Below are 22,356 nucleotides of genomic sequence, written 5' to 3' on the forward strand. Positions count from 1 at the left end.
AGCGCACCCGAACGAATAAGCGGCGGAGTATCAACCTCTGCCGCTGTATCTATCGCTCATTCGGCACCACGTTGACCTCCAGCAGTGACGTCTGCGCCGGTTGCAGCGTTAGCGTGCGTTTGCGGGTTTCGGCGCGCATTGGATCATTTTGGTTGGCGTCAACTTCCACGATGATGGTGGTTTCGCGGAAGCCGCCCAGGTAAATTGGGCGGTCACCCACCACCGCGCGTTTTTTCTCCAGCGTGCGGCCGTTTTGGTCCGTTGCCGTGATCGACAAGCTGCGTGACTTGAATTCGGGGTAACCCGATACCAATCGCAGGAATACGTGGGCGAAATCGACCGGTGTGACCTCGCCTAAATCCACCGTTTCGCCCTCGCCGATGATTGCGAATGGGTCCGTTAGGGGGAACAACTGTTCCTTGCTGTTGGGTGGGCAATCGCCGTACACCGCGTATTCGCCCTTGGGCAAGTTGTTGGCGAAAAAGCGGCCGTCCGCTTCCAGATCCGCCGTGATGTTTACCGGGCGTCCGTCTTCCGAAATGCCGTTAATCATCACCTGCGACACCGGACAGCCCGCGATTTGACCGCGCACCGAACCCAGGGACTTGAAGTTAAAGCGCCGCTCCACCCCTTCCGCCGGGATGTCGATGTATTCCCGTTGCGCCGAGTAATCCATTGCCTGAACCCGCATGCGGCCGGGCGCGAATAAACTGTAGGCACCCGCTTTGAGGTTTTCCAGGGTGAAGCGGCCCGCGCCGTCCGTGGTGGTTTCCAGCGGCAACAATTGCGGGAAACTCAGCAGAATCACCGGCAGGTTGCGGTAGGGTTCGCCGTCGATCAGAATCTCGCCGCGCAAGAAGGCCTTGTTGTCGTCTTTAAAAACGACCCGCGCTGTGTTTTTGTGGTTGACCATCGCGCCTTTGAAAAACGAGGGCGGCCCGCCGTTGCTGCTGTCCAAGTCGAGGCGCACCTGGTAGCGTCCCTCCAGCAGGTTTTCCACCGTGTGCGCAAACAGGCCCGCCCCCGAGGGGACCGGGATGTGTTCCACGGTTGCGCCTTCCTGCTGAATCTGAACGCTCCGTGCGTTGGGGTAATCGTCGCGGTCTACTTCCACATCGATGCGGCCCGCGGGGGTAATCTTCAGGGTTAACTTGCCCCAGTTCTGGGTGGCGAATTCCGACATCAACGCGTGGTAACGCACCTGACCGTCGAAGAAAACGGCGATGGCGAGCGCTTGGTTGTTGTTCACGTTGGTGAACTGAAAGCCGCCGTTGCCCGCGGTTTTGGCAAAACGGAAACCGCGCCCGCTCGCCGGACCCGGCTTGGGCCAGAACGGTGGCGCCGGCGGTTGGCCGTCGGCCTGAGCCAAACCCACCCAGGCATTGCGCAACGGGTTGTTTTTTTCGTTCAACACCTTGCCCGCGATGTTCGGCCGGGTTCGTTTCAAGCGGAACTCGTGGGTGTAGTGCACCAAGGCGCCGTCGTTTTTGAGTTCCTGTTCGAAATGGTTTTGATCGGCCTCGGCCTTGGCGTAACTCTCGGCCATAATTTCCACCGCGAAACGGTCGGTGTGGGGCACGTTGGTCACGGTGAATGAACCGTTTTCGTCACGCACCTTCAGGCCGTTTTGGTAAGGTTCCCAGCCGTGGTCCTGTTGGTTTGACCATTCGGAACGGTGGGTTTGGGTGCCGTTGGGCAGGACGCGCACTTCAAAGTCGGTCACCGGCTCGCCGCTTTCGTTGTCGACGACCCAGGCTTCCAGCAGGAAGGCATTGCTCATCGGCAGTACCAAGTCGATTTGATCGCCCTCAAAAGGCCCCATCTCCCGCGAACGCATGCCGCCCTGTTGCGCCTTGAGTCGGAAACTCAGCGGCAGACCCTTCAGTTCAAAGGCCCCGTTGATGCCGCTTTTGCCAACCTCAATCCAGTTGCCGTCGCCCAGCAGTTCATCCTGGCTTTGTGCGAAGATGGCGACCCCGGCCAAGCCCGCGCCGTCGGCCTCGCTCACGACCTGGCCGGATGCGGTGTTGCCAGGCCCCAAAACAATGCGTACTTTTTGGTTTTCTTCCTGCAGCAGCAGGGCCACGTTTTTCTGAATATTGTCGGCGTAACCCGGCGCGCTTGCGCGAATACGCGTGCTCAGGCTGTTGTGCTCGAAGCGCAACTCAAAGGTGCCGCCCCTGCCGCTACGCGTGGCGTAGGTTTTGCCGGAACCCAGCATAAACTCGATCAGGGCGTCGTTGACCGGGTTGCCGCTTTCGTCCATCACCACACCGCTCACCACCGCGTATTTCAGCGGGAAATGGTTCTCGGGCAACTTAAAGTTGAACTCGGCCTCGCTCTGATCGGTGGGAATGGTGAACACGCCGGGCCGTGCCACCAACTGCTCGCCAACCAGCAGCGCCACCTCAAACGGTTGGCCGGGGCGCATCCCTTCAACGCGGTACATGCCGTCGCGGTCGGTTTTGGTTTCGTGCTTGCGGCGCGATTGCCACAAACGCACGGTAATCCCTTCGCGACCGACACCGTTCGGTTCGTAAACTTTGCCGAATACGTTGGCGCCGCGCACCAGACGCAGTTGTGCCTGGTTTGCTTGGTCCAAACGAAGTTGCATCTGTTGGTGTTCCCAAGCGTATCCCTCGGCGTGTGCGCTCAGGGTGACAATCCCCGGCGGCAGATTGAAATAGGCGACGCCGTCACTTGCAACGGTTTGTGTTACCGCGACCTGCTGTTGGGCGGTCACGGTGGCGCCGGGAATCGGGCTGCTGCTGCGATGATCGACGACCTGCACGGACAGGCGGGCACGGTCGCGCAGGGTCAAGGTGACCGGGCCGACCCGTTGCGTATCCTGGGACACGAACAACGGATACCCCTGGCCGGCGTCGTCGAGGGAACTGCCCACATCGGTGCTCGCCACCAGTTGGTAATCGCCGCGCAACACGGCGCTTATCTCAAAACGTCCCTCGGCGTTGCTTTGGGTGGCCGCCAAGGTATCTTTTTGGTTGTGGTTGAGCAGGTAAACGGGGACACCCGCTTGGTTTTTACCGTCCACGTCCACCACGTTCCCGTAAATGGCAACGGTTGGGTCGTCCAACCCGGAATGGCGTTTCTTGCCGGTTTGGCCGCGGGCCTCTTCCGCCTTGGCCGCGGGGGCGGCAGGTGGCTCGGCCGTTTGGGCCGCGCCGCTTTCCCTAGACGAGAAATAACCGCTTTGCCAAAAGAGGGCGGCACCGATGCCGATCAGAACAAGAACCGCCGCGAGAAACAGCGGGTTGGGGTTGCCACGAGAACTGGGGGACAAGGTTACCTCCGGTAATTGCCACAGGTGTAGTTTTTCAAAAAGATTTTGCGCGGATACACCGGTTCGGTTTCTTTCGGGTTGGGTGTGTCCTCGCGCATGAAAATGACTTGTAGACGTTTGATCTTGTTGTCCGGGTGTTTCGCGTTCCAGGCGTTACATAGGTAATCCGCGAAGGGATCGCGGTGTTCCGCGTTTTTGAGGACCTTCAGGTTCATCATGTACTTGCGCCAACGCATGGTTGGGTGCTGGTACACCACCGCCTTGGGTTTTTCAAAGCTAACCGCCTCGCCGTTTTTGTAGAGGTCGATCTGCCCACCGTTTTCCAGAAAGGCGGGAATCACAAACCAGCCGTCGACGCGGGTTGGATCCGGGGCAAACATCGCCCAGTACTGATCCAAGCGCAAGAAGTAACCGAACCCGTTGTTTTTCCTGGGGAACCACGACTTGTGTTCGTTGAAGTTGGTGGAACGAATGTTCCAGGCGAACACATACAGCAGACATACTAAAGCAAAAAGCGAAACCACCCCATGGGTATTCCAGCTTTGTTTGCGGTAGAAGAGGGGACGGGTGAGCTTGGAAAAAAGTTTGCGATTGTTGGCCACGGTGCGGTAAGCCTTGGTGCCCAACGCGTGAACCGCGCCGATGCGCATCAGCGGCACCAGCCACCAGGTCAGCACCGAGGACCCAAACACGGCAATGACCGCGTCGAATTCGATGAACTTCTCATCGTTTCTGACCACGACCCAGGAGTTCTTTTCTTCCATCAAGTCGAGGATTTCGCGGCGGGTATGGGCCGGCGCGATGGTCGCCTTGGGCAGCAGCAGGAAACTGCGCCCCAGCAACACGCCTTTTTTGCAAAAACCGCAATTGCCGTCGTAGTACATCGCCAAACCCTGGCCCCAGGTGCCGATCCGCGCGCCCAGAAAATCCCAGAACTTGGTGGGCAGGTAGGGCAGCCACCCGGCCATGGAGATGTAGGAAAACAGGCCGACGTCCATGGTAAGCGCAATGCCGATGTGGAGCGAACAAAAGACGGTGATCGCCAGCATGCGGAACTGGGCGGTGAACAGCGGCAGGAACGGCAGGAAGGGACCGAACAATTCAAGGTACAAGGTGCCGTGGGTGGCCAGCGCGTTCATTTCGTGGAATTGCAACATCCATGAACCGAAGGGCCGGGTCCAGGCGTCGATGTTCAGCGCGTAGTACAACGCGGTACCGTTTTCCCAGGTGGCGCCCTTCTTGAGGATGCCGGTAAAGAAGTAGAGGCAGAACATTTGCAGCAGCAGCCCCGCGGTGAGTGGGTTGACCACGGCCCGCGGCGGTTCCTTTTCGGTGGGGTCGAGGGCGCGGTCGACGCTGAAATGGGCACCGATGGGTAGGAACATGGCCCAGAAAACGAGCATGCGCAGCAGGGTATCGCCGGATTGCAGCACCATCGGGTTGCGGTTGTGCAGGGAAAGCAGCAGAAACCAACTGGCGAAGGCGACCCAGCGCGAGCGGTACCCGACCAGGAGCATAACCGCCAAAAGGGCGGCGACACAAAACCAAAAGGCTTGCCACGCGAAGGTGTTGATGTAGAAGTGGGGGTTGTACCAAAACACTTTGGTGCTGTTGTACTTGCTGACGAGCAGATCGGTGGGGAGCACGCCTTCGTTGGTGTAAAACATGGTGATGTCGCCGCAGCGCACCCACAAATCAACCAAAATAATGGTGGCGACGGCGACGCGGAACAGGGCGAGCGAGCGGGTGTCGATGCCGAACACGGGCAGCAGGAACAGGGCTTTCAATTTTTGATAGGGCGTCTGGGGTCCGGGCGTGGACGGTTTTTTTCGGGACATGGGGAACCTCGGCTGGCGGCACGAACCCGCTGTAGGCGGGCCGTGGGTGGAATCGTGCGCCGGTGTGGAAGCGGACACCGGGCGGGCGGACAGAGGGAATCGACGCATCAAGCGGCGTCAACAATCCGGCAAAGCACCTTTGGCCATGCGGGCTATTTCCCGGCCCGAGAAACGCCATAACGCGCGTCGCGGGGTTCTACCATACGAGGAAATCGGCATTGGGTCGGGCTGAAGCGGGTTCCGGTTTGGACCCAGCCGGCATGTCAGCCGCATCCCGCACAAAAAGGTCTTTGAAGGTACCTGAGTTTACCTTGGATGGGGGGCCGACGTCGCCCAAAAATCCCAAGGTGTGAGCCGGCACCGCCCGCGGTTCCTTGACGGGGTGTCGGGAAGGGGTGTCGGCGTCGGGTGGTGCTTGCGGCGATGTGGCGGTCGGGGCGAACCGGTTTGCCGGTGATTTTTCGCCGCGGTGGGTCCTTTCGGGTTGGTTTCAGCGCGTTTCCATCGCGCGGACGGACAATTAATCGTACCCGGCGCACCGCTTCAGTGGCATAATAGGCGCAACCACTCCTATCCGTACTGCTTACCAGGGGACCCCGCGTGAGATACCTGGGTTGTCCCATGTGTTCCGCGTGTTTAAGGGCCGTTTGGCTCGCCTTGGACGACCCGGTGAACCCGGCGCTGTAATGGAAGCGTTAGGCGCGAGGAAGGGTGGTTGTTCGTTTCGCGGCCGCCGGAAAACTAAACCCTGTTGCCTGACGAGACGATGTTTCTTGAAACGTTTTTCAGTCGTAACATACGGATCGGATTGCCTATGACACCCGCGGTGGTTTCCCTTCATAACCCCTTCAAAATGTTGGACTCATTTACCGAGTCAGATCGCGCCGGCTTTTTTGGGCGCGAGGCCGACGGCCGCCAATTGGTGCGTGCCACCACGCATTACCACGCCACCCTGCTGTTGGGTGAGTCCGGGGTCGGTAAAACCTCGTTGATTGATGTCGCCCTCATGCGGCCGCTGCTGGCGCGTGACGATTTGTTTGTGATCGAAACCAATTGCGGGCCCGATTTACTCGACCGCTTTTCCCACAGCCTGCGCACGCTGCTGGATGAAAATTGGCAACGTTGGTTTAAAGAACTGAAGCAGGTCACCTGGGAAAGTTTGACCGAATTTCTGCGCGCCTTTACGATTGAGCGCAACCACAACGTGGTGCTGATTTTTGACGGTTTGGAAGTGCTGTTCAGTAGCCAGTTTAACGAGGCGGACCGCAAGGCATTTTTTCAGTTTCTGAGTTTAATTGAAGTCGGTAATGACCGGATGCACGTGTTGGCCGCGCTCGACAGCCGCTATTTGGCCGACCTGTACAACTATTCCAAGTTGATACCGGCCTTGCTGGCCAACACCCTTGTGCTGGAGCGGATGAGCTGGGAGCAGGCGCGTTCCACGATTGAGGAGCCGTTTGCCGCGGCCGGATTTTCATTGGAAACGGGTCTGTCGCGCAAAATCTACGATGACGCGGTGCGGATTTGTCGCGAGGAAGGCGCCAAGCGGCCGCTTACCGCCGATCTTCAGTGGGTGTGCAGTTTGTATTTTGAGGTGGTCGCGCGTGAGGATCGTCCGCCCAGCCTCGACAGTTACCGCCGCCACGGCGGTGCCGCGGGCTTGATCAACGCCTATTTCAGCACCTTATTTGGGTTGCCCGGCAGCGAACGCCGTTTTCTGTCCGAACTGTTGTTGGCCCGCTTGGTGCTACCGGGTTTTACCACCGCCGCCTTGGACAAACAAAAAATCCTGTGGGTTTTTAGCGGGGTGGAAGCCTCGGAGGAAGAACTCGAGGGTATGTTGCGCGAGTGGTCACAGGCGCGGTTCTTGCGCTTTGACGCCGACTCAAACACCTACCGTTTGGGCCACCCTGTACTGAAAACCCACATGGACCGTTTTCTGGGTTTGTCGGCCCGATTGGAACGGTTGCAGCTCGAGTTAACGGAGCGCACGCGTGGCCAAGGTGCGGTGGGTTTTGAATTTAACCTGCACAAGTTGGAACCCTACTTCCGCTACCGCAAAATCATGAACTGGTCGCCGGACGAATTGCGAACGGTTTATTTTTCCGCGCTCAAGCAAGGTTTCCCGGCCTATTGGTGGGAAACCTTGCTGCGCCGCAAGTTAGGGGACCGCGGGTTTTTGGAAGTGTTGACCCATGAGTTTGGAGAATGTGAACAGCCGCAACTGATGCGCGGCTTGTGCGGCGAACTGGCCAAATTAGATCCGGGTGCCTTCGAGGGGACGGCCAAGCACTTCGACAAGCAGGTGTTGCGTTTGGTGGTATCCAGCCAACAGCCGGCGGGTGTGCGGCGTGCTTTGTTAGAACTGGCGCGTGCTTGGAAGATGGAACCCCAGCCCAAGCACTACGATTATTATTTGTTTGTGGAAGATCAGGTCGGCCTGCGCCTTGCGTTCCTTGATTGGTTGGGTGAGTGTCCCGGTTTAAAAGAGCCCGCCTTGCTCAAGAAATGGCACCAAATGGTTGAGGGCAACGATCCGCTCGGTGATGGGGAACAGCAAGAGGTTGTCACGGCGATGGTGGCCTTGCTGCAGCGATTTGACGAGGGCATCGAAGCGCTCGGCGAGGTTTTAATGCTGCAGGAGGAAGGCGGCGCGGGGCTTAACCTGAGTTTGGTGTTGCCGTTGTTGGCAGGTTTTCCCGGCGTGGAATTGACGACCTTGCACCAGTTTAGCCTGCGTGCCTTCGAGCAGCAGTTGGCGCATCGGGATGAACGTCATCCGTCCCGCAAACTGGTTTTTGATTTTCTTAAGGAACACGGTGACGAGGAACTGTTCGCCGACATTTGGGGGCGCCTCAGCGAAACTTATCCCTTGAGTGAGGATTTGTTGCAGTTGGGTGTTGCTTTGGTCCGGCCGCAACACCACGCGATGCTGATGATGTCGCTTTATGACGAGGACGACATCATCCGCAACAACGCCAAACGGATTTTGCTGGCCTTGAGCGCGCCCGAGTCGTTGATTGAATTTGACAGCCCGACTCCCATTGAGGAAAAACCCTGGGAAGCCCGCGCGGTCCTGTTGCGTTGTTATTTTGCACGGGGCGATCAGGACGACTTACCCGAGGGATTTCAGAGCCCGGCCAAGCTGGAGAGCAACGCGGACGTGTTGTGGGCCAATGAATACCTCACCGCGTATTTTGAATCGCGCCCGCCGCAAGAAGATTGGATCATGTTGCTGGAGGAGTTTAGCGAACGCCTGCGCGAACGCAACCAGGCCCTGTTGCCCGAACTCAAGTTACCGGGCATGCAAGAATGGGCGGGCAAGGCTTGGCGCCGCATCGACGGCCACTGGCGCCGCGGCCTGAGCGCGATCACGCGCCAGTCGGCGGAGTTGTTCGGTGAAAACGCGAAGGAAGACATTCGCCTGCGTTTGGCCAAAATGCGCGCGTCCATGCAAGATTGGGTAACCGGCGCCCAGCGGGTTTACGGTACCTTGGACCAAAACCGCGCCGTTACCATGCGGTTGATTCTCAAGAAGTTGGGGAACCTGCTCAAGTCGCTGGACGAAAAACACGAACAGTTTGAAGGTTATTGTCGGCGCATTGATTTGGCGCCGCTTGCCAACCGCCACTTGCGCAGTTTCTTGGAGGCCGAGCTCATCGGTTTCTGGGAATTGCACGCGCAGAATTTGAACTTCCTGCACGAGCGCCTGCGCGCCTCGGGGGAAACCGAGGATTCCAAGACCTGGACCCAATTGGTGGTTGATTTCGGTTCGATTGTCGATCAATCCGCCGCGGATATCGAATTCTGGCGCGATTGTTTGCCGCAGCTCCGTGACCGCGAGCTGTTGGAATGTTTGCTGTTGAACCATCGCGGTTACCTGCAGGTGCGGCGCACGATGCTGTCGCGTCTGGGTGAGGCGGGCAGCGATCAATCCTGGGTTCGCGATTACCTGATCGCCCAGTTTGGAAAAACCAAAACCGAATTCGACGACCTGGAATGGCGCACCATCATCAAAGGGTTGTCCGGTTCCAGCGAATCGGATTTGGCCGACCGTTTCAGTCTGGCCATTCAAACCCACAAGGGGCTGGAGCCGCAAATTCTCGACGCCTTGCGCAACATGGGCTCACTGAAGTTGGTCGATGACGAACAGTTGTGTTCGATTCTGCTGCATCCCAAAACGGAAATTCGCGAGGCGGTCATTCCCATCATGGTATCGGCCCGGCCGGATTTGGTCCGCCAGTGTGCGGATCGCATCGTGCAAATCGGCGAGGAATCCACCATTTTGTTGTTGTTGGACGCCTTGGCGGAAATCGGCACCGTCGCCGATTTGCGGTTGTTCCTCGGTCATCGCGGCTTGTTGGTGAACGGCCTGTGGCTGGCCTCCCAGGAAACCATGGGTGCGGTCATTCGAAAAACGGTGACGGCGGACAAACGCTGGTTCGAATCGGGCGGCCTCAAAAGCCTGCAATGATGTCTGGCCGGATCAACAGCCGGCTCATATCCGGGATGCGTCAAACCGCCGCTAATGATTCCCTTTTCGGCTCAGCCCGTTTAGAATGAGGCATTTTCCGAAGGGGGCGATGCCGATGAAGGTCGCAATCGATGTTGACGCATTTAATCAGTTAGAGGTTCGTACGCCGCGTTTGTTGATCCGCCGTATGCAAGATGCCGACTTTGAGGCACAACTGGCGCAGGAAATTGACCCGCGCGTGATGCGGTTTATCCGCGCGGTCCCGCCGCGGGAACAAGCGGAGGAACGCGTCCGTTCCTTTATCAAACCCTGGAGCGGCGAAGACATGGTCTGGCTGAGCTTCACGGTTGAAGCTTTGGATGTGGCCGACATTCCGGCCGGAACGGTGTTGGGCGCGGTGGTTTTTCGCATTTCCGAACGCCAAGTGGGCTGCGGTGAAATCGGTTACCGCGTCGGTCCCGACTTCAAGGGCAAAGGGATTGCCTACGAAGCGAGCCAGGCGGTGTTGGACGCCGTGTTCGGCCAAAGTAACCTGCACAAAATGAGCGCGCGTTGTGTGGACGCTAACAAAGCGTCCTCGCGGATTCTGGAAAAGATGGGCATGCAACGGGAAGGCGTGTTGCGCCAAGAAGCCTTGGCTGACGGCGAACGCCGCGACCTATTGGTTTACGGGCTGTTGCGCCCCGAATGGGAAGCCGGCCGAAACAGTTAAGGGTCCTCGCTTGAACCGCGGCGCTTTTCGGCTTCCTCGAACAAGAGCGCCAAGGTTTCCAGCTCAATCGGTTTAATGAGGATATTGTCCATTTTGGCATTGGCGCCCCGCTCGCGATCTCCCGGTTTGAGGCAAGCGGTGACCCCGAAAATGGGCGGCATGCGGCCGTCGGATTTCGCGCGTGCGCGGATGCCCTCAGCGACCGCGAAGCCACATTGGTCCGGTAGGTTGAGATCGACCAACACCAAATCGAAGGGTTCCTCGCCAAACCGGGTTAGCGCCTCTCGGCCGTTGTTGACGCAGGTTATGCGGTGGCCGAAATGTTCGATTTGCAGCGCGAAGATTTTTTGGTTAATGGGTTCGTCTTCAACCACCAGGACTTTTAAAACGGTTGCGGCCACCTCTGGTTCAACCGGATCCACGGGTTTGGTGACGGTACCCGGCGCGGCGCGGAAGGGGAGCGTAAAGGTGAAAATTGAACCGCCGTCCGGGTTGGGGCTCAATTGCAAGGTGCCGCCCATTAATTCGACCAAATGTTTGGCGATGCTGAGCCCGAGACCCACGCCGCCGTATTGGCGCGCGGTTGAGGCGTTGGCTTGGCTGTAGGATCTAAAAATGCGCGCCGCTTGCTCTTGGCTGATGCCAATGCCGGAATCTCGCACCGCAAAGGTCAGTGAAACAATACCGTTTTGTTCGATGACGAAGTCGAGGTGTAACCAAACGCCGCCCTGGTGGGTGAACTTGATGGCGTTGGTGATCAGGTTGATCAGGACCTGTTCCAGGCGGTGTGGGTCGCCGACGATCTTGGTAGGGATGTTGGCGCCGAGTCGGGCTTCGAACACGAGGTTGCGCGCCTCGGCGTTGGGACGGTAGAAGGTGACGAGGCGCTGGATCAACTTTTTGGGTTTAAAGGTGATGTCCTCAAGGGTGATCTTCCCGGCCTCGATTTTGGAGAACTCGAGCAGGTCGTCGAGCAGGCGCATCAGGAAATCGGCCGAATCCCGAATGGATTCCAGGTTGTCACGGGTTTCCGGGTCAATGTCGGCGGTGAGCATGATGTCGGTCATGCCGAGAATGCCGCCGATGGGGGTGCGGATATCGTGGCTGATCGTGGCCAGGTAACGGCTTTTGGCCTCGTTGGCGTCGCCCGCCTGTTGCGCCAACGCCGCCATGTGTTTGCCGGCGTAGCGCAATTCCATGTTTTGAATCACCTGGCGGCCGAGCGCGTCGAGGGAGGCCAACTGGGTTTCGGACAGTTGGCGCGGCTGTTGGTCAATCACGCACAAGGTACCGATGTTGTTGCCGTTGGGGGTGCGTAGGGGCACCCCGTGGTAAAAACGGATCAGCGGTCCCCCGATGACCAGGGGGTTGTCGGCGAAGCGGGGGTCCTGGGCGGCGTCGGCCACGGTCATGGCCTGATCGCGCACGATCACGTGGCCGCAAAAGGAAATGTCGCGGCTGGTTTCGCAGGCTTCCAAGCCCTGTTTGGATTTAAACCACTGTCGTGTTTCATCGACCAAGGAGATCAGGGCGATGGGGCATCCGCTGATGTTTTTGGCGAGCATGGTGAGATCGTCGAATACCGTTTCGGGTTCGGTATCCAAAACATCGTACCGGTTGAGATCCGCCAAACGTTCCTTTTCATTGGCGGGGAGCGGCGGTGTTTCCATCGACATCCTCGGAGGTCGTAAAGAGGCGGGTGCGTACCCGCCCGCGGTTGGTTATTTAGGGGGTTCCATTTCGCGCCAGCGTTGAATCTGCTCGAAGAAATGTTCCGTGAAGGTTTCGATCTCGTGGTGGGGGTACAGGCTGGCGACTTTTTCGCGAATCGCTTGTTTGGCGCGATCCGTGGCGAAAAAGTTCCAGGTGACCTCGTCGAGGTGGCTCAGGTGTTTGTCGCAGAATTCCTCGAACCGTTCGGTTTCGAAGTGTTCTTCGGCCAGCGCGGCATAGGCTTCGAACTTCTCATCCGGCGCCATGTCGGTATCGGCGATGTCGAAGTAAGGTTGCCAGTTTTGGTTGAGGCGCATTTTACGGCCGGTGGTGGCACAGAAAATCGCCCAGCGGATGTTGGCTTTGATGTACCACGGGAAGTGCCAGTGCAGCGAGGTGACCTGTGAGTCGGGACAAGGGTTGGCGAAATCGATGGGGTACCACACGCCGTCTTTGGAGAGGCATTCGCACGAGTTGAAGTCCCACACGAAAAAGGCGTTGATGATGAGGGTGACCTTGCGCAGCCAGTCCTGATCGGCGGTGGACAGTTGGGGTTGGCCCGCCACGTAGCGGCCGTGCAGGGGCGCGGCGGGATCGTAGTTAATCAGCTTGACCTGGGGACCCAGGCCGACGCAGCGCATGAAATGCTCGTAGGGATTCACCGCTTCCTGCAGGTGCATCACGTGTTTGCCGCTTTGCTCGTAGGAGGCGCGCAACTCGCCCTCGTTGTCGATTTTGCTAACGCCGACCCAGCCGCCGCCGTCGTAGGGTTTCATGAAGAGCGGGTATTCCAGCTCGCGGCCCAGGTGGCCGAGGTCGAACAGTTTGGCGTAGTTGCGCAGGGTAAATTCGAGGTCTTTGCTGCTGCTGCGGTCGTAACTTTTGGGCGGAACCATCCAGGTTTTAGGGATCGGCAGGCCCAGGCGCATCATGGCGCAGTAAGTGGTCTGTTTTTCCATCGACTGCACGGCCCAGGGATTGTTCAATACATACAAGTCGTTGAGCAAGATGGCTTTTTTGATCCATTCGCGACTGGTGTTGTACCAGTGGGTCAAGCGATCCAAAACGACCGCGTACTTGCAGGGCTGTTGCAAGCTGTAGGGCTCGATCATCACGCGTTCAACTTGGAAACTGACGTTGTCGCCAGCGAAGGGAATCGACAATTTCATTTCGCGGACAATCTCTTCAAAACAAATGGGCCAACAGATATCGGCACCCAATGAAAGGCCGATCGTTTTCGTGACGTTTCCCATCGGGAAAACTCCTTGTCTGAGGTTTGGAACAGGGGACCTGGTTTGATCGGGGGCCACGCGGCGGTGACCCGGCTCGTGCCGAGGCGGTTTCAACCCTTTTACAAGGAATGTGGGAAATCCGCGGACCGGCCGCGGGTGTCTTTATTCGTACACCATCCACAAGGGTCCTGGGTAAAGCCAAGACAGCCCTTCGCGAAGGCGGTCTCGCCAATTTTCCCAGTTATGTCCGTCACGAGCTTCCACGTATCTTACCATCATTCCAGAGGCCTGTAGCAAGGGAACGAGGCTGCGGTTTTCATAAATTAACGACTCGTAGGTACCGCAACTGATGAACAGTTTTTCGGCGGGTTTGCCGGGTTTATCGCGGAAGTCGTTGACGAAAGGCACAATCGGATCAAAGGCCGGGCCGCGTTTGTGTTGGCCGATGTCGGTGAAGGCAAAAGAACCGGATTGCAGGAGCAACCGGCCGAACACATTTTGGTTGCGCCAGGCCGTGTGCATGGAGGCGACCGCGCCGAAGGAGGCGCCCATCAAACCCCGCGCGGCGGGACGGTTTTCAATTGGGTAGTTTTGTTCCATAAAAGGCAGCACGTCGCCGACGATGAAATCGGCGTGGCGTTTGTCGGCGGCATATTCGCGCAGGCGGTCACCCGATTGGGTCAGCGCCACGATCATCGGCGAAATTTCGAGGCGGTGGATCAGGTTGTCCAACACGTTTTGCAGTGAGGCGTAGCGCAGGTAGTCGAGGCCGTCGTGGACGATGAGCAGCGGATACTGGCGTGTGCGGCGGAAACGAGCGGGCAGGTAAACGGAAATACGGCGGTCGCCGAGCTTGGTCCCTTTGAGCAGGTGCTCTTCGATGGAGCCGGGCCGCGCGTCGGCGTCCTGGTAGGACCATTCCGGGTTTTCGTAGCCGATGGTTTGGCAGACCGAGTTAAAGCCAAAGGGATCGCGCGCCACCTGGGGGTTGTAGGGATCGTGGACCCAGTGGTTTTTGCCCTTCATGGTGACGTTGAATTTGTACTCGATGCGGCTGCGTTTGGGCAGGTCGAGGGTCAAATACCAAAGGTCGGTTTCCTTGAGGCGCAGAAAGGGTTGTGAGGATTCCAGGCCGAACACCCAGTGCATCAGGTGGACGGCGTCGACATTGCCGCGGAAGACAAAGGTAATGGCGGAACCTTCGATCAGGGGGAAATCGTGGCTTTCGATAAAAGCATCGAGGTCGGCCTCGGTGACGGTTTCCAATTCTTCTAAGGCGCGAATGGCAAGGGTCATGCTTCCTCCCAGGGTTCCAATTCTCCGCTAACCGATAATTTGCGTGTGCCGGGTGTGGTGTGCCACCAGTTGCCGTCCCAGTCGATGCGGTCGTCCTGGTCCAGCGGGACGCAGACCGAGTGTGAGAAACGGCGCGCGAAGATGCTGACCCGGGTTGGGTTGTCGAGCTGGAGGCGTTTGGCGGCGTGGGGCAGGGGAATGAGGTTGCTGTAGAGACCCAAGCCGGCCTCGAACACCTCGGCAAAACCTTTGCCCTGCGGCGGGGTATCGTGGAACAGCACGATGCGTTTGGCGAGGACCATGGCGCCGGCGGACCAGGCGATGATCGGTTTTTGGGCGAGCATGGGTTCCAACTTAAACATGCGGAGGCGGTTGAGCAACACGGCCACGTGCCCGCCCGCGATCAGCACACCGGCGCACTTTTCGACGATTTCGGAGAGTTCCACGCGGTGTTCGGCGATTAAGGCGCGGTCGTGGGGCGCCCATTCTTGCTCGAAGCGCCGGTTATTTGAGCGGATACGGCGCAGGTGGTGTTCGTCCAGGGCGCGGACCGATTGAATGGCGTCCTCGATTTCAGGTCCGATCAGGTCGTGGGGCAGGTGGTTGCGCCCCATTAATAATTGAACCGCTTCCTGGGCGTTGTTGAGGCGAATGCGGTACAGCTCCTGGAGGCGGCGCAGTGAAGCCTGGTGTTTGCGGTGTGCTTCCTTGTAGCCGGGATCTGCCCGGAAGACGGCGTCGCCGCGTTGGTGCAAGTTGAGATTGATCGTTGGCTGACCAAGGTGGGCGTCGAGCTCTTCGAGTTCGGCCTCGCGCTCCTGCCAGCCGGCGGTGATGACCGCCAAGGGGCCTTCCAAGTTCAAATGGGCACAGGCTTGTGCAATGGAGGGCTGATAGCGTTGCGGGCCTAATAAGATGACTTTGGTCATGGACCACCCCTGCATCGAATCGACGCGGAACAACCGTAAAGCCGACAGCAGCTTGCCGTGGCGGCTTGAGGAAGGTCGCGTTTCTAAAAAACCCAAATCATACCAAATCCCGCTCAGAACCCAAGTACCATCTTCGTAAAAGGCGACAGGGAAATGGGATCAGCGGGAGGAATCCGGGGCCAAGTGCCGAAGCGGGCGACTTTTTTTGGGAATCGGTGCTTTTTGGTTGAAAAAGGTCGGTGTTCATCCTTAATCTAGGGAATAGGGCGGTCGCCGAATGTGTCCGCGATACCGTGGTTCAAACACCCCCTACGTACCGGCAACTTCAACCGAGAACCCGCCCTTGATCCCTCATCCAAACCACCCGCGCCGCGGCGTTTTATTGATTCATGATTTGGTTTTGGACAACAAAGGACCTCCAGTCAAAATCGCTCGTGCCCGTTGTCAGCCAACGGTTCACCTCTTTTTATGGCGACGCAAGCTGTTTTTGGAAGATAACAGGCGGCTGAGGCCGCATTCCGCCTTTTCATACATCCCCGGGCATGTTCCCGCGGGCTCCTGTTTCCAAAATTTTTCCCTCTGGAGAATGACGATTTCATGAAAGTTCTCGACCAATTTATCGTGAAAACCCTTCCGTTCGTGCCGAAACCGGTGGTGGCCCGGCTCTCGCGTTCCTACATTGCCGGCGATTCCTTGGACAAGGCGATTGAAACCTGTAAAAGGCTTAATCGCGAGGGGTTCCGCGTTACCATCGACATTCTGGGTGAATTTGTCACACACTTCGATCAAGCGATTGAATCGTACGAAGGTTATCGGGACGTGTTGGCGGCCATCGCCAAACACCAAATCAACGGCAACGTTTCCATTAAACCAACCTCATTCGGCATGCTGCTGGATAAAGATCGCTGCTTTAAGCTGATTGACCAACTCATGCAGGACGTGAAAACGCATGGCAACTTCATGCGGCTCGACATGGAGGATTCGCCCTGCACCGACATGACGATTGAATTTTACGACGCCTATCGCAAAAAATACGGACCCGAACACGTGGGCATCGTGTTGCAGGCCTACCTGCGGCGCACACTGAACGACATTGCGAGCATTACCGCGGCCGGTTCTTCCCATTTCCGCATTTGCAAAGGGATTTACGTGGAGCCGGAAGCCATCGCCTACAAGGGTTATGAGGAGGTGCGCGCCAATTTCATCGCCTCGTTAAATGCGATGTTTGATGCGGGTGCCTACGTGGGGATTGCCACCCACGACGACTATTTATATGAAGAGGCGGCCAAGATCATTAAGGCGCGTGGCTTGAAAACCGATCAATACGAATTCCAGATGTTGCTCGGCGTGCGCGAGCGCTTGCGGGATCAAATTCGTGCGGCCGGCCACGAGTTGCGCATCTACGTACCTTTTGGCAAAGATTGGTACGGTTATTCGGTGCGGCGGCTGAAGGAAAACCCATCGCTGGCGGGCCAATTCTTCAAAGCGATGTTTATTAAAGGTTAAAAAGGTTGGGGCGATCACGGTGGTGGTCGCCCTTCGTGTTTCATCAAGGAGGCGACGGCGTTGCGTTTCACCATTTTTCTCGGGTTGTTCCTGATTCCTCTGTTTGCCAACGATGAGGTTCATCTGTTTCTCAAGGGGCGTTGGTATTTGGAAGGGGAGGAAACAAAACTCCGGCACGTGGTGCGTTTCGCCGCCACCAAAAACTCCTTAGGCGGTACCTACACGGACCATCGCGGCATACAGAAACCCCTGCGGGCGGTGCGGTTCGATGGTGAAACCCTGCGGTTTAACGTTGTTGATTTTGATTACACGGTGACGCTCACGCGCAAGGAATCCTATTTTGTGGGTACGTTGTGGGACCGGCCGGCCGATGAACGGATCGCGGTGGCGATGCGTGGGAAGGAGCGGCGCAAGGGGCGTATCGTGAAACGCAAGAAAACCAAACCGGCCGCGGTGGAAAGCAAGGTTGCCGCGGCGGTGGTGACGCCCCAGGCCGCGCTGGAGGATGAAGCGGTGCCGGAGGATGAAGCCGTGTCCGGGGAAGAAGGGGTGCCGGAGGATGAAGCCGTGTCCGGCGATGAAGCTTATGAAACGGTGTACGTTGAGGAAGCGTCCTTTGTGCTTAAAGGTGATTGGTTGATGGCCACGGTTGAAGGCAAGAAACGGCGCTGGTACCTGAGTTTTTCGGGCGGGATGGGTGACCCCCGTGGGAGTTGGATTACCCCTCAAGGTTTTGAACGGAACCTGGCCGGTGTGCGCTACAACGGCGAGCGGCTGTCCTTCACGATCAAGGAAAAGGGGATCACCGCGGCTTTGGACCGGGATGGCGATGTTTTTAAAGGGACCGTGCTGGTGAAGGGTGAGGCGTTGAAGGTGGAGGCCAAGCTTCGCTAGGTGCTTTTTTGAGCCTGGTTGGTTTGGATTTGGTTTGGTTTGGTATTCGGAATTTCTCAGGATATGGGGATTTTTGGGATGGGCGATTGAGGTTGCCTGCTCGGTTTGGCCCTCTCCGCCCGCGGATGAATGGGTCCACCTGGATGTAGATGGGCGATTGAGTTTTGCTTGGTTTTGCCGCTACCGCCTTGGCTGGACGGGGCCGGGATGGGTGTCGTTGCGGCTGATGTTGGCCGGGTCGGTGGGATAAATGTCGGCCGCGGGCTGGGTGGCGATGGGACAAATGTCGGCTACCGGGCTGGGTGGCGATGGGACAAATGTCGGCTGCCGGGCTGGGTGGCGATGGGACAAATGTCGGCTGCCGGGCTGGGTGGCGATGGGATGCATGTCGGCTGCCGGACTGGGTGGCGATGGGATGCATGTCGGCTGCCGGGCTGGGTGGCGATGGGACAAATGTCGGCTGCCGGGCTGGGTGGCGTCGGGATGCATATCGTCTGCCGGGCTGGGTGGCGATGGGATGCATATCGGCTGCCGGGCTGGGTGGCGATGGGACAAATGTCGGCTGCCGGGCTGGGTGGCGTCGGGATGCATATCGTCTGCCGGGCTGGGTGGTGTCGGGATGCATATCGACGGCGGGGCTGGGTGGCGATCCGGCCTACCTCTGCGAGGTAGGCACACCGCCGTGCAAGGTCCATAACTGGTTTAAAATGCGAGCCGAGGCGAGCCTCTTCCAGCGACACTGAAGGTGTCGGGGATTTCAGCCCTGATCAAATTGTTGTGACACAACAATTTGCTCTGGGTCCAATGGGGTTCCCGAACCGTAAACCCCGAAGGGGTTGGCATCACAACCGCAAACCGGACCCTGTGAATCATGGACGGCCGGGCATGGTGACGGGATTGGCATCACAACCGCAAACCGAACCCTGTGAATCATGGACGGCCGGGCATGGTGACGGGGTTGGCATCACAACCGCAAACCGGACCCTGTGAATCATGGAGGGCCGGGCATGGTGACGGGGTTGGCATCAAAACCGCAAACCGGACCCTGTGAATCATGGAGGGCCGGGCATGGTGACGGGGCCGGCATCACAACCGCAAACCGGACCCTGTGAATCATGGAGGGCCGGGCATGGTGACGGGGCCGGCATCACAACCGCAAACCGGACCCTGTGAATCATGGACGGCCGGGCATGGTGACGGGGCTTGCATCACAACCGCAAACCGCATCGGTGGTTTCATGCATTCACGGGACGTCCAGGGAACATTTTATTGTGGTGTCGGCCCCTCCAGGGCCTTCCTGGCCGTGAACCCCCAGCACCCAGGGTACGACCATTTTCAATGGTCGTACCCGGGGCTAATATCTGGCATGCCTACAGCATGCGTTCAGGGTGGCGAGGCGCTGCCTCGCGTTTCATCAAAGCAGGGTCCTTGGATGGGGTGGTGCGGCCCGCTCCGGGGCGCGCCGGGCCAAGGCACGGCCGGGAATTAGCGGTATTGGGGCGAAAGACGGCCAAAGATGGGTGCGCGCCGGGTCAACGCACGGCCGGGAATTAGCGGTATTGGGGCGAAAGACGGCCAAAGATGGGTGCGCGCCGGGCCAAGGTACGGCCGGGAATTAGCGGTATTGGGGCGAAAAACGGCCAAAGATGGGTGCGCGCCGGGCCAAGGTACGGCCGGGAATTAGCGGTATTGGGGAGAAAAACGGCCAAAGATGGGTGCGCGCCGGGCCAAGGCACGGCCGGGAATTAGCGGTATTGGGGAGAAAAACGGCCAAAGATGGGTGCGCGCCGGGTCAAGGCACCGCCAAGGAATGGTTGTAACGGAGCGGAACGCATCCAAGGATGAGGGCGCGCCGGGTCAAGGCACGGCCGGGAATTAGCGGTATTGGGGCGAAAGACGGCCTGTGATGGTAGCGGGGTGGTGAGGGTCTGCCCCAAATTTCCGCGCACGGCGAAAATTCCTTGTCTCCATGTTCGCTCCACGGTTTGGCTGTATGATGGGTGCACCAAAACGAGGGGAGCCCAGAATGACCGAAACGAGCCGCTTGGATCTTTTGAACGACCTATTGGTGTGGTGCCGGGAGCACGGTGCCGAGATGCCGGATCAACGTTTTGAGGTGGATGCCCATGGGCAATGCTTGGTGCGCAACAACCGCGACTTCGCCGCCGGTGATCGCGCCCTCAAACTACCGCGCACCTGTATGTTCATGCAAAAACACGCCGCGGAAACGCCTTTGGTACAAGCGTTCCACGACGCGGGCGGCGCATTCCAAACCATGCACGGCATGTTGGCCGTCGGGGTCTTGCAGGAATTCCCCAACCCCGATTCTTTTTGGGCGCCCTACTGGGCCGTGTTGCCGCGTTCTTTTGACAGCGTGCCCTTGTTTTTGGCCGACGACCTTTTCCCGTTTTTAACCGGAACCATGACCCAGGCCATGGCCGTGGCGCGATTTAAAGAACTCACCGCGGAACTGAGTCTGCTGCAAGAAAAACTCGACAGCGGCTGGACTTTTAGCCAGGCCGATTTCTTTTGGGCGTATACCTTGTGTTCGAGCCGCGCTTTTGCCGTGCCGGACGGGGAGGGCGGCACCGTTCCCGCCCTCGTGCCGCTTTTAGATTTATACAACCATCTTCCTGAATGTAACTTAAGTAGTTTTCGGCCGGATCCTGACGGCATTGTTTTGGAGACGCCGGAGGGGTTGCCCGCCGATACCGAGCTGTTGGTGAGTTACGGGGCCGCGTCAGATGTCCATTATTTTGTGAATTACGGCTTTGTGGATCACGCGATGCGCGCCGGCCAGAGCCGCTTGGTGCTGCAACTCAATGCCGAGGATCCGCAAGCGCCGGTCAAGCGCCAATTAATGAACGGCACCATGGTGTGGGAAATGATGGTGACCGCCGCTGATTTTGACGCGATTAACGCCTGTTTAACCATTGCCCGTTGGGTGACCGCCGTGGAATTACGGCCGCAAATCGAAAGTTTAACCGCGCAGGAAGAAATCGCCGCCTTGCGCCTGTTGTTTGCCGAACTGGGCCGGAGCGTGGCCGGCTTCTACCAGACCTTTGAACAGGATGTCGCTGATTTGGCGCGGCCGGATGGGACCTGGACCTTTGCCGAGCAGATGGTGCGCCGCGCTACGCTTTCCGAAAAACGGGTGTTGCTGCAGGCACGGGTTTTTTGTGCACGTGCCCTCGAAGCCTTGGATGCACCGGCCCTCGACTGGCAAGCCCCGGAGCCCCGTTGGATTGACGATGGGGTGGTCGCGGCTTGGGTGACGACCTGGCGTGCCTCGCTGCCTTTTCTCAAGGCTTAATCGGCGGGCCAGCGTTGGCGCAGGGTTACGGTCACCCCGCGCAGAACTTGGCGCGAAAAGGTCATGCCCAGGTGGGTACAGGTGACTTTGACGTGGGTGACGTTGGGGGACCAATGATCGATGCAGGCCTGCGGCGAAACAATTCCGTCGCTCTCGGTGTAGTAGGCGGTGACCGGTGTGGTCAGCGGCGTGCGGTAGCGCTCAATCGTATCGGCTTCGATTTGGTCGACATCCACGCCTTTGTCGCGGTAGAAACGGCTGATGGTGGTGTATTTGGGACCGCCCCAAACCGGGGTACCCAAGGTGATAATATGGGCGACCAGATCCGGGTTATCGCGGGCCGCCTCGCGCGCAATGTACCCGCCGAGGCTCCAGCCGACCAGCACCACCGGTCGGCCGCTTTCCTCGGCCGCGGCTTTTAGGATGTCGACGAAGGCGGGCAGTAGGTGCGGTACCTTGCCGTTGTTTTGGCCGAGTCCCCAATCGCGGGCGTCAAAGCCCAAGCCGTTCGCCACGCTTTTGAGCGCGGTCATGGCGTTGGGACCGGCGCCGAATCCCGGCAGCAGCAGGACGCGTTGGCCGTTGCCCAGGCTATCGCGTTTGGGACAGCACCAGGAAGCCAATCCGCCGATCACATCGATGGGTACCAACAGCTCGGCGAGGGGTGCCCAAGTTCCCGGCGCCTCGATGGGTTTTTTCTCGAAAAAAGCGTCCTGGCTCATGCTTCGGCCTCGTTGGGTAAGCTGTACTCAAAGGTGTAGAAGTGGCGCCCGTTGTCGATGCGAAGGGTCATGGTGCCGCTGATGCCGAGGAGCTCCTCGGTACCAGAGCCGGGAACGACCGAAATATCCAGCGATTGGCCCTCGGGTGACATAAACCCGCTGTGCTGCAGCACAAAACCACCCTCGCGCCCCGCCAGGCGGACTTCGAGCCGTTCCTGGGCCACGTAACCGGCGCCGCCTTGCTTGCCGCGCGCCGACAGCATGTGGCCCCAGCTGCTGCCCACCATGTCGCCGCTGAACTGCTTGTCGATGGTCATTAAACCGAGTGTGGTTTCGCCCTCGCTGCCTTTCAGGGGTTGGGGTGAGAGTTTGACGGTGAATTCACCGCTGATTTGGTGGGACATGAGGGTTCCTTGGTGCGACTGA

14 protein-coding genes are annotated in these 22,356 nt (G+C 58.5%); 5 read left to right on the plus strand and 9 right to left on the minus strand.

Annotated features, from left to right (window positions below; genetic code table 11):
- Positions 1 to 49: 49 nt before the first annotated feature.
- Entirely contained in the window at positions 50 to 3,301 is a 3,252-nt protein-coding gene (locus J3U88_RS08390) for a carboxypeptidase-like regulatory domain-containing protein (RefSeq protein ID WP_207858257.1), read from the minus strand.
- 2 nt (positions 3,302 to 3,303) lie between these two features.
- Positions 3,304 to 5,139, minus strand: coding sequence for a DCC1-like thiol-disulfide oxidoreductase family protein (locus J3U88_RS08395; RefSeq protein ID WP_207858258.1), 1,836 nt, complete (start codon positions 5,137 to 5,139; stop codon positions 3,304 to 3,306).
- A gap of 814 nt (positions 5,140 to 5,953) precedes the next feature.
- On the opposite strand from J3U88_RS08395, the gene J3U88_RS08400 reads away from it, so the two are divergent.
- Both J3U88_RS08400 and J3U88_RS08405 read left to right on the plus strand, forming a co-directional pair.
- Positions 5,954 to 9,613 carry an ATP-binding protein gene (locus J3U88_RS08400; RefSeq protein ID WP_207858259.1) on the plus strand — a complete coding sequence of 1,220 codons (3,660 nt, stop codon included), beginning with the start codon at positions 5,954 to 5,956 and terminating at the stop codon, positions 9,611 to 9,613.
- A 115-nt stretch (positions 9,614 to 9,728) separates the two neighbouring features.
- Complete coding sequence (locus tag J3U88_RS08405; RefSeq protein ID WP_207858260.1) at positions 9,729 to 10,325, plus strand: GNAT family N-acetyltransferase; 597 nt, start codon at positions 9,729 to 9,731, stop codon at positions 10,323 to 10,325.
- Here J3U88_RS08405 and J3U88_RS08410 read toward each other — a convergent pair.
- From J3U88_RS08410 to J3U88_RS08425, 4 genes are all read right to left on the minus strand, one after another.
- On the minus strand, positions 10,322 to 11,995 hold the full coding sequence (locus J3U88_RS08410) for a hybrid sensor histidine kinase/response regulator (RefSeq protein WP_207858261.1): 1,674 nt from the start codon (positions 11,993 to 11,995) through the stop codon (positions 10,322 to 10,324). The two genes, J3U88_RS08405 and J3U88_RS08410, sit on opposite strands and share 4 nt — an antisense overlap.
- Before the next feature lie 51 nt (positions 11,996 to 12,046).
- Entirely contained in the window at positions 12,047 to 13,291 is a 1,245-nt protein-coding gene (locus tag J3U88_RS08415) for an ATP-grasp domain-containing protein (protein ID WP_207858262.1), read from the minus strand.
- A 141-nt stretch (positions 13,292 to 13,432) separates the two neighbouring features.
- Positions 13,433 to 14,566: an alpha/beta hydrolase-fold protein gene (locus J3U88_RS08420; RefSeq protein ID WP_207858264.1), complete on the minus strand. Its 1,134-nt coding sequence runs from the start codon at positions 14,564 to 14,566 to the stop codon at positions 13,433 to 13,435.
- Complete coding sequence (locus J3U88_RS08425) at positions 14,563 to 15,495, minus strand: Type 1 glutamine amidotransferase-like domain-containing protein (protein WP_207858266.1); 933 nt, start codon at positions 15,493 to 15,495, stop codon at positions 14,563 to 14,565. The genes J3U88_RS08420 and J3U88_RS08425 overlap by 4 nt, the downstream gene beginning before the upstream one ends.
- 597 nt (positions 15,496 to 16,092) lie before the next feature.
- Here J3U88_RS08425 and J3U88_RS08430 point away from each other — a divergent pair.
- Together J3U88_RS08430 and J3U88_RS08435 are read left to right on the plus strand one after the other, a co-directional pair.
- Positions 16,093 to 17,001 carry a proline dehydrogenase family protein gene (locus tag J3U88_RS08430; RefSeq protein ID WP_207858268.1) on the plus strand — a complete coding sequence of 303 codons (909 nt, stop codon included), beginning with the start codon at positions 16,093 to 16,095 and terminating at the stop codon, positions 16,999 to 17,001.
- A gap of 60 nt (positions 17,002 to 17,061) precedes the next feature.
- Entirely contained in the window at positions 17,062 to 17,895 is an 834-nt protein-coding gene (locus tag J3U88_RS08435) for a hypothetical protein (protein ID WP_207858270.1), read from the plus strand.
- Positions 17,896 to 18,075: 180 nt separating this feature from the next.
- Here the strand turns inward: J3U88_RS08435 and J3U88_RS08440 are convergent, their stop codons facing one another.
- Positions 18,076 to 18,282 carry a hypothetical protein gene (locus J3U88_RS08440; RefSeq protein WP_207858271.1) on the minus strand — a complete coding sequence of 69 codons (207 nt, stop codon included), beginning with the start codon at positions 18,280 to 18,282 and terminating at the stop codon, positions 18,076 to 18,078.
- 1,639 nt (positions 18,283 to 19,921) lie between these two features.
- Between J3U88_RS08440 and J3U88_RS08445 the strand changes: the two genes are divergently transcribed.
- Positions 19,922 to 21,208 carry an SET domain-containing protein gene (locus J3U88_RS08445; RefSeq protein WP_207858273.1) on the plus strand — a complete coding sequence of 429 codons (1,287 nt, stop codon included), beginning with the start codon at positions 19,922 to 19,924 and terminating at the stop codon, positions 21,206 to 21,208.
- On the opposite strand, the gene J3U88_RS08450 is transcribed toward J3U88_RS08445, so the two are convergent.
- Both J3U88_RS08450 and J3U88_RS08455 read right to left on the minus strand, forming a co-directional pair.
- Positions 21,205 to 21,930 carry a lipase family alpha/beta hydrolase gene (locus tag J3U88_RS08450; RefSeq protein ID WP_207858274.1) on the minus strand — a complete coding sequence of 242 codons (726 nt, stop codon included), beginning with the start codon at positions 21,928 to 21,930 and terminating at the stop codon, positions 21,205 to 21,207. The genes J3U88_RS08445 and J3U88_RS08450 overlap by 4 nt on opposite strands.
- Positions 21,927 to 22,334: a DUF3224 domain-containing protein gene (locus J3U88_RS08455; RefSeq protein WP_207858276.1), complete on the minus strand. Its 408-nt coding sequence runs from the start codon at positions 22,332 to 22,334 to the stop codon at positions 21,927 to 21,929. Before J3U88_RS08455 ends, J3U88_RS08450 begins: the two co-directional genes overlap by 4 nt.
- Positions 22,335 to 22,356: the final 22 nt, after the last annotated feature.

Source organism: Acanthopleuribacter pedis (genome assembly GCF_017377855.1).
Classification (GTDB): Bacteria; Acidobacteriota; Holophagae; order Acanthopleuribacterales; family Acanthopleuribacteraceae; genus Acanthopleuribacter; species Acanthopleuribacter pedis.

What these genes read in the sequence shown, in the direction of transcription:
- J3U88_RS08395 (WP_207858258.1), bottom strand. Translation starts at nt 5,139, where the DNA reads ATGTCCCGAAAAAAACCGTCCACGCCCGGACCCCAGACGCCCTATCAA.
- J3U88_RS08400 (WP_207858259.1), top strand. Translation starts at nt 5,954, where the DNA reads ATGACACCCGCGGTGGTTTCCCTTCATAACCCCTTCAAAATGTTGGAC.
- J3U88_RS08405 (WP_207858260.1), top strand. Translation starts at nt 9,729, where the DNA reads ATGAAGGTCGCAATCGATGTTGACGCATTTAATCAGTTAGAGGTTCGT.
- J3U88_RS08410 (WP_207858261.1), bottom strand. Translation starts at nt 11,995, where the DNA reads ATGGAAACACCGCCGCTCCCCGCCAATGAAAAGGAACGTTTGGCGGAT.
- J3U88_RS08415 (WP_207858262.1), bottom strand. Translation starts at nt 13,291, where the DNA reads ATGGGAAACGTCACGAAAACGATCGGCCTTTCATTGGGTGCCGATATC.
- J3U88_RS08420 (WP_207858264.1), bottom strand. Translation starts at nt 14,566, where the DNA reads ATGACCCTTGCCATTCGCGCCTTAGAAGAATTGGAAACCGTCACCGAG.
- J3U88_RS08425 (WP_207858266.1), bottom strand. Translation starts at nt 15,495, where the DNA reads ATGACCAAAGTCATCTTATTAGGCCCGCAACGCTATCAGCCCTCCATT.
- J3U88_RS08430 (WP_207858268.1), top strand. Translation starts at nt 16,093, where the DNA reads ATGAAAGTTCTCGACCAATTTATCGTGAAAACCCTTCCGTTCGTGCCG.
- J3U88_RS08440 (WP_207858271.1), bottom strand. Translation starts at nt 18,282, where the DNA reads ATGCATCCCATCGCCACCCAGCCCGGCAGCCGACATTTGTCCCATCGC.
- J3U88_RS08445 (WP_207858273.1), top strand. Translation starts at nt 19,922, where the DNA reads ATGACCGAAACGAGCCGCTTGGATCTTTTGAACGACCTATTGGTGTGG.
- J3U88_RS08450 (WP_207858274.1), bottom strand. Translation starts at nt 21,930, where the DNA reads ATGAGCCAGGACGCTTTTTTCGAGAAAAAACCCATCGAGGCGCCGGGA.
- J3U88_RS08455 (WP_207858276.1), bottom strand. Translation starts at nt 22,334, where the DNA reads ATGTCCCACCAAATCAGCGGTGAATTCACCGTCAAACTCTCACCCCAA.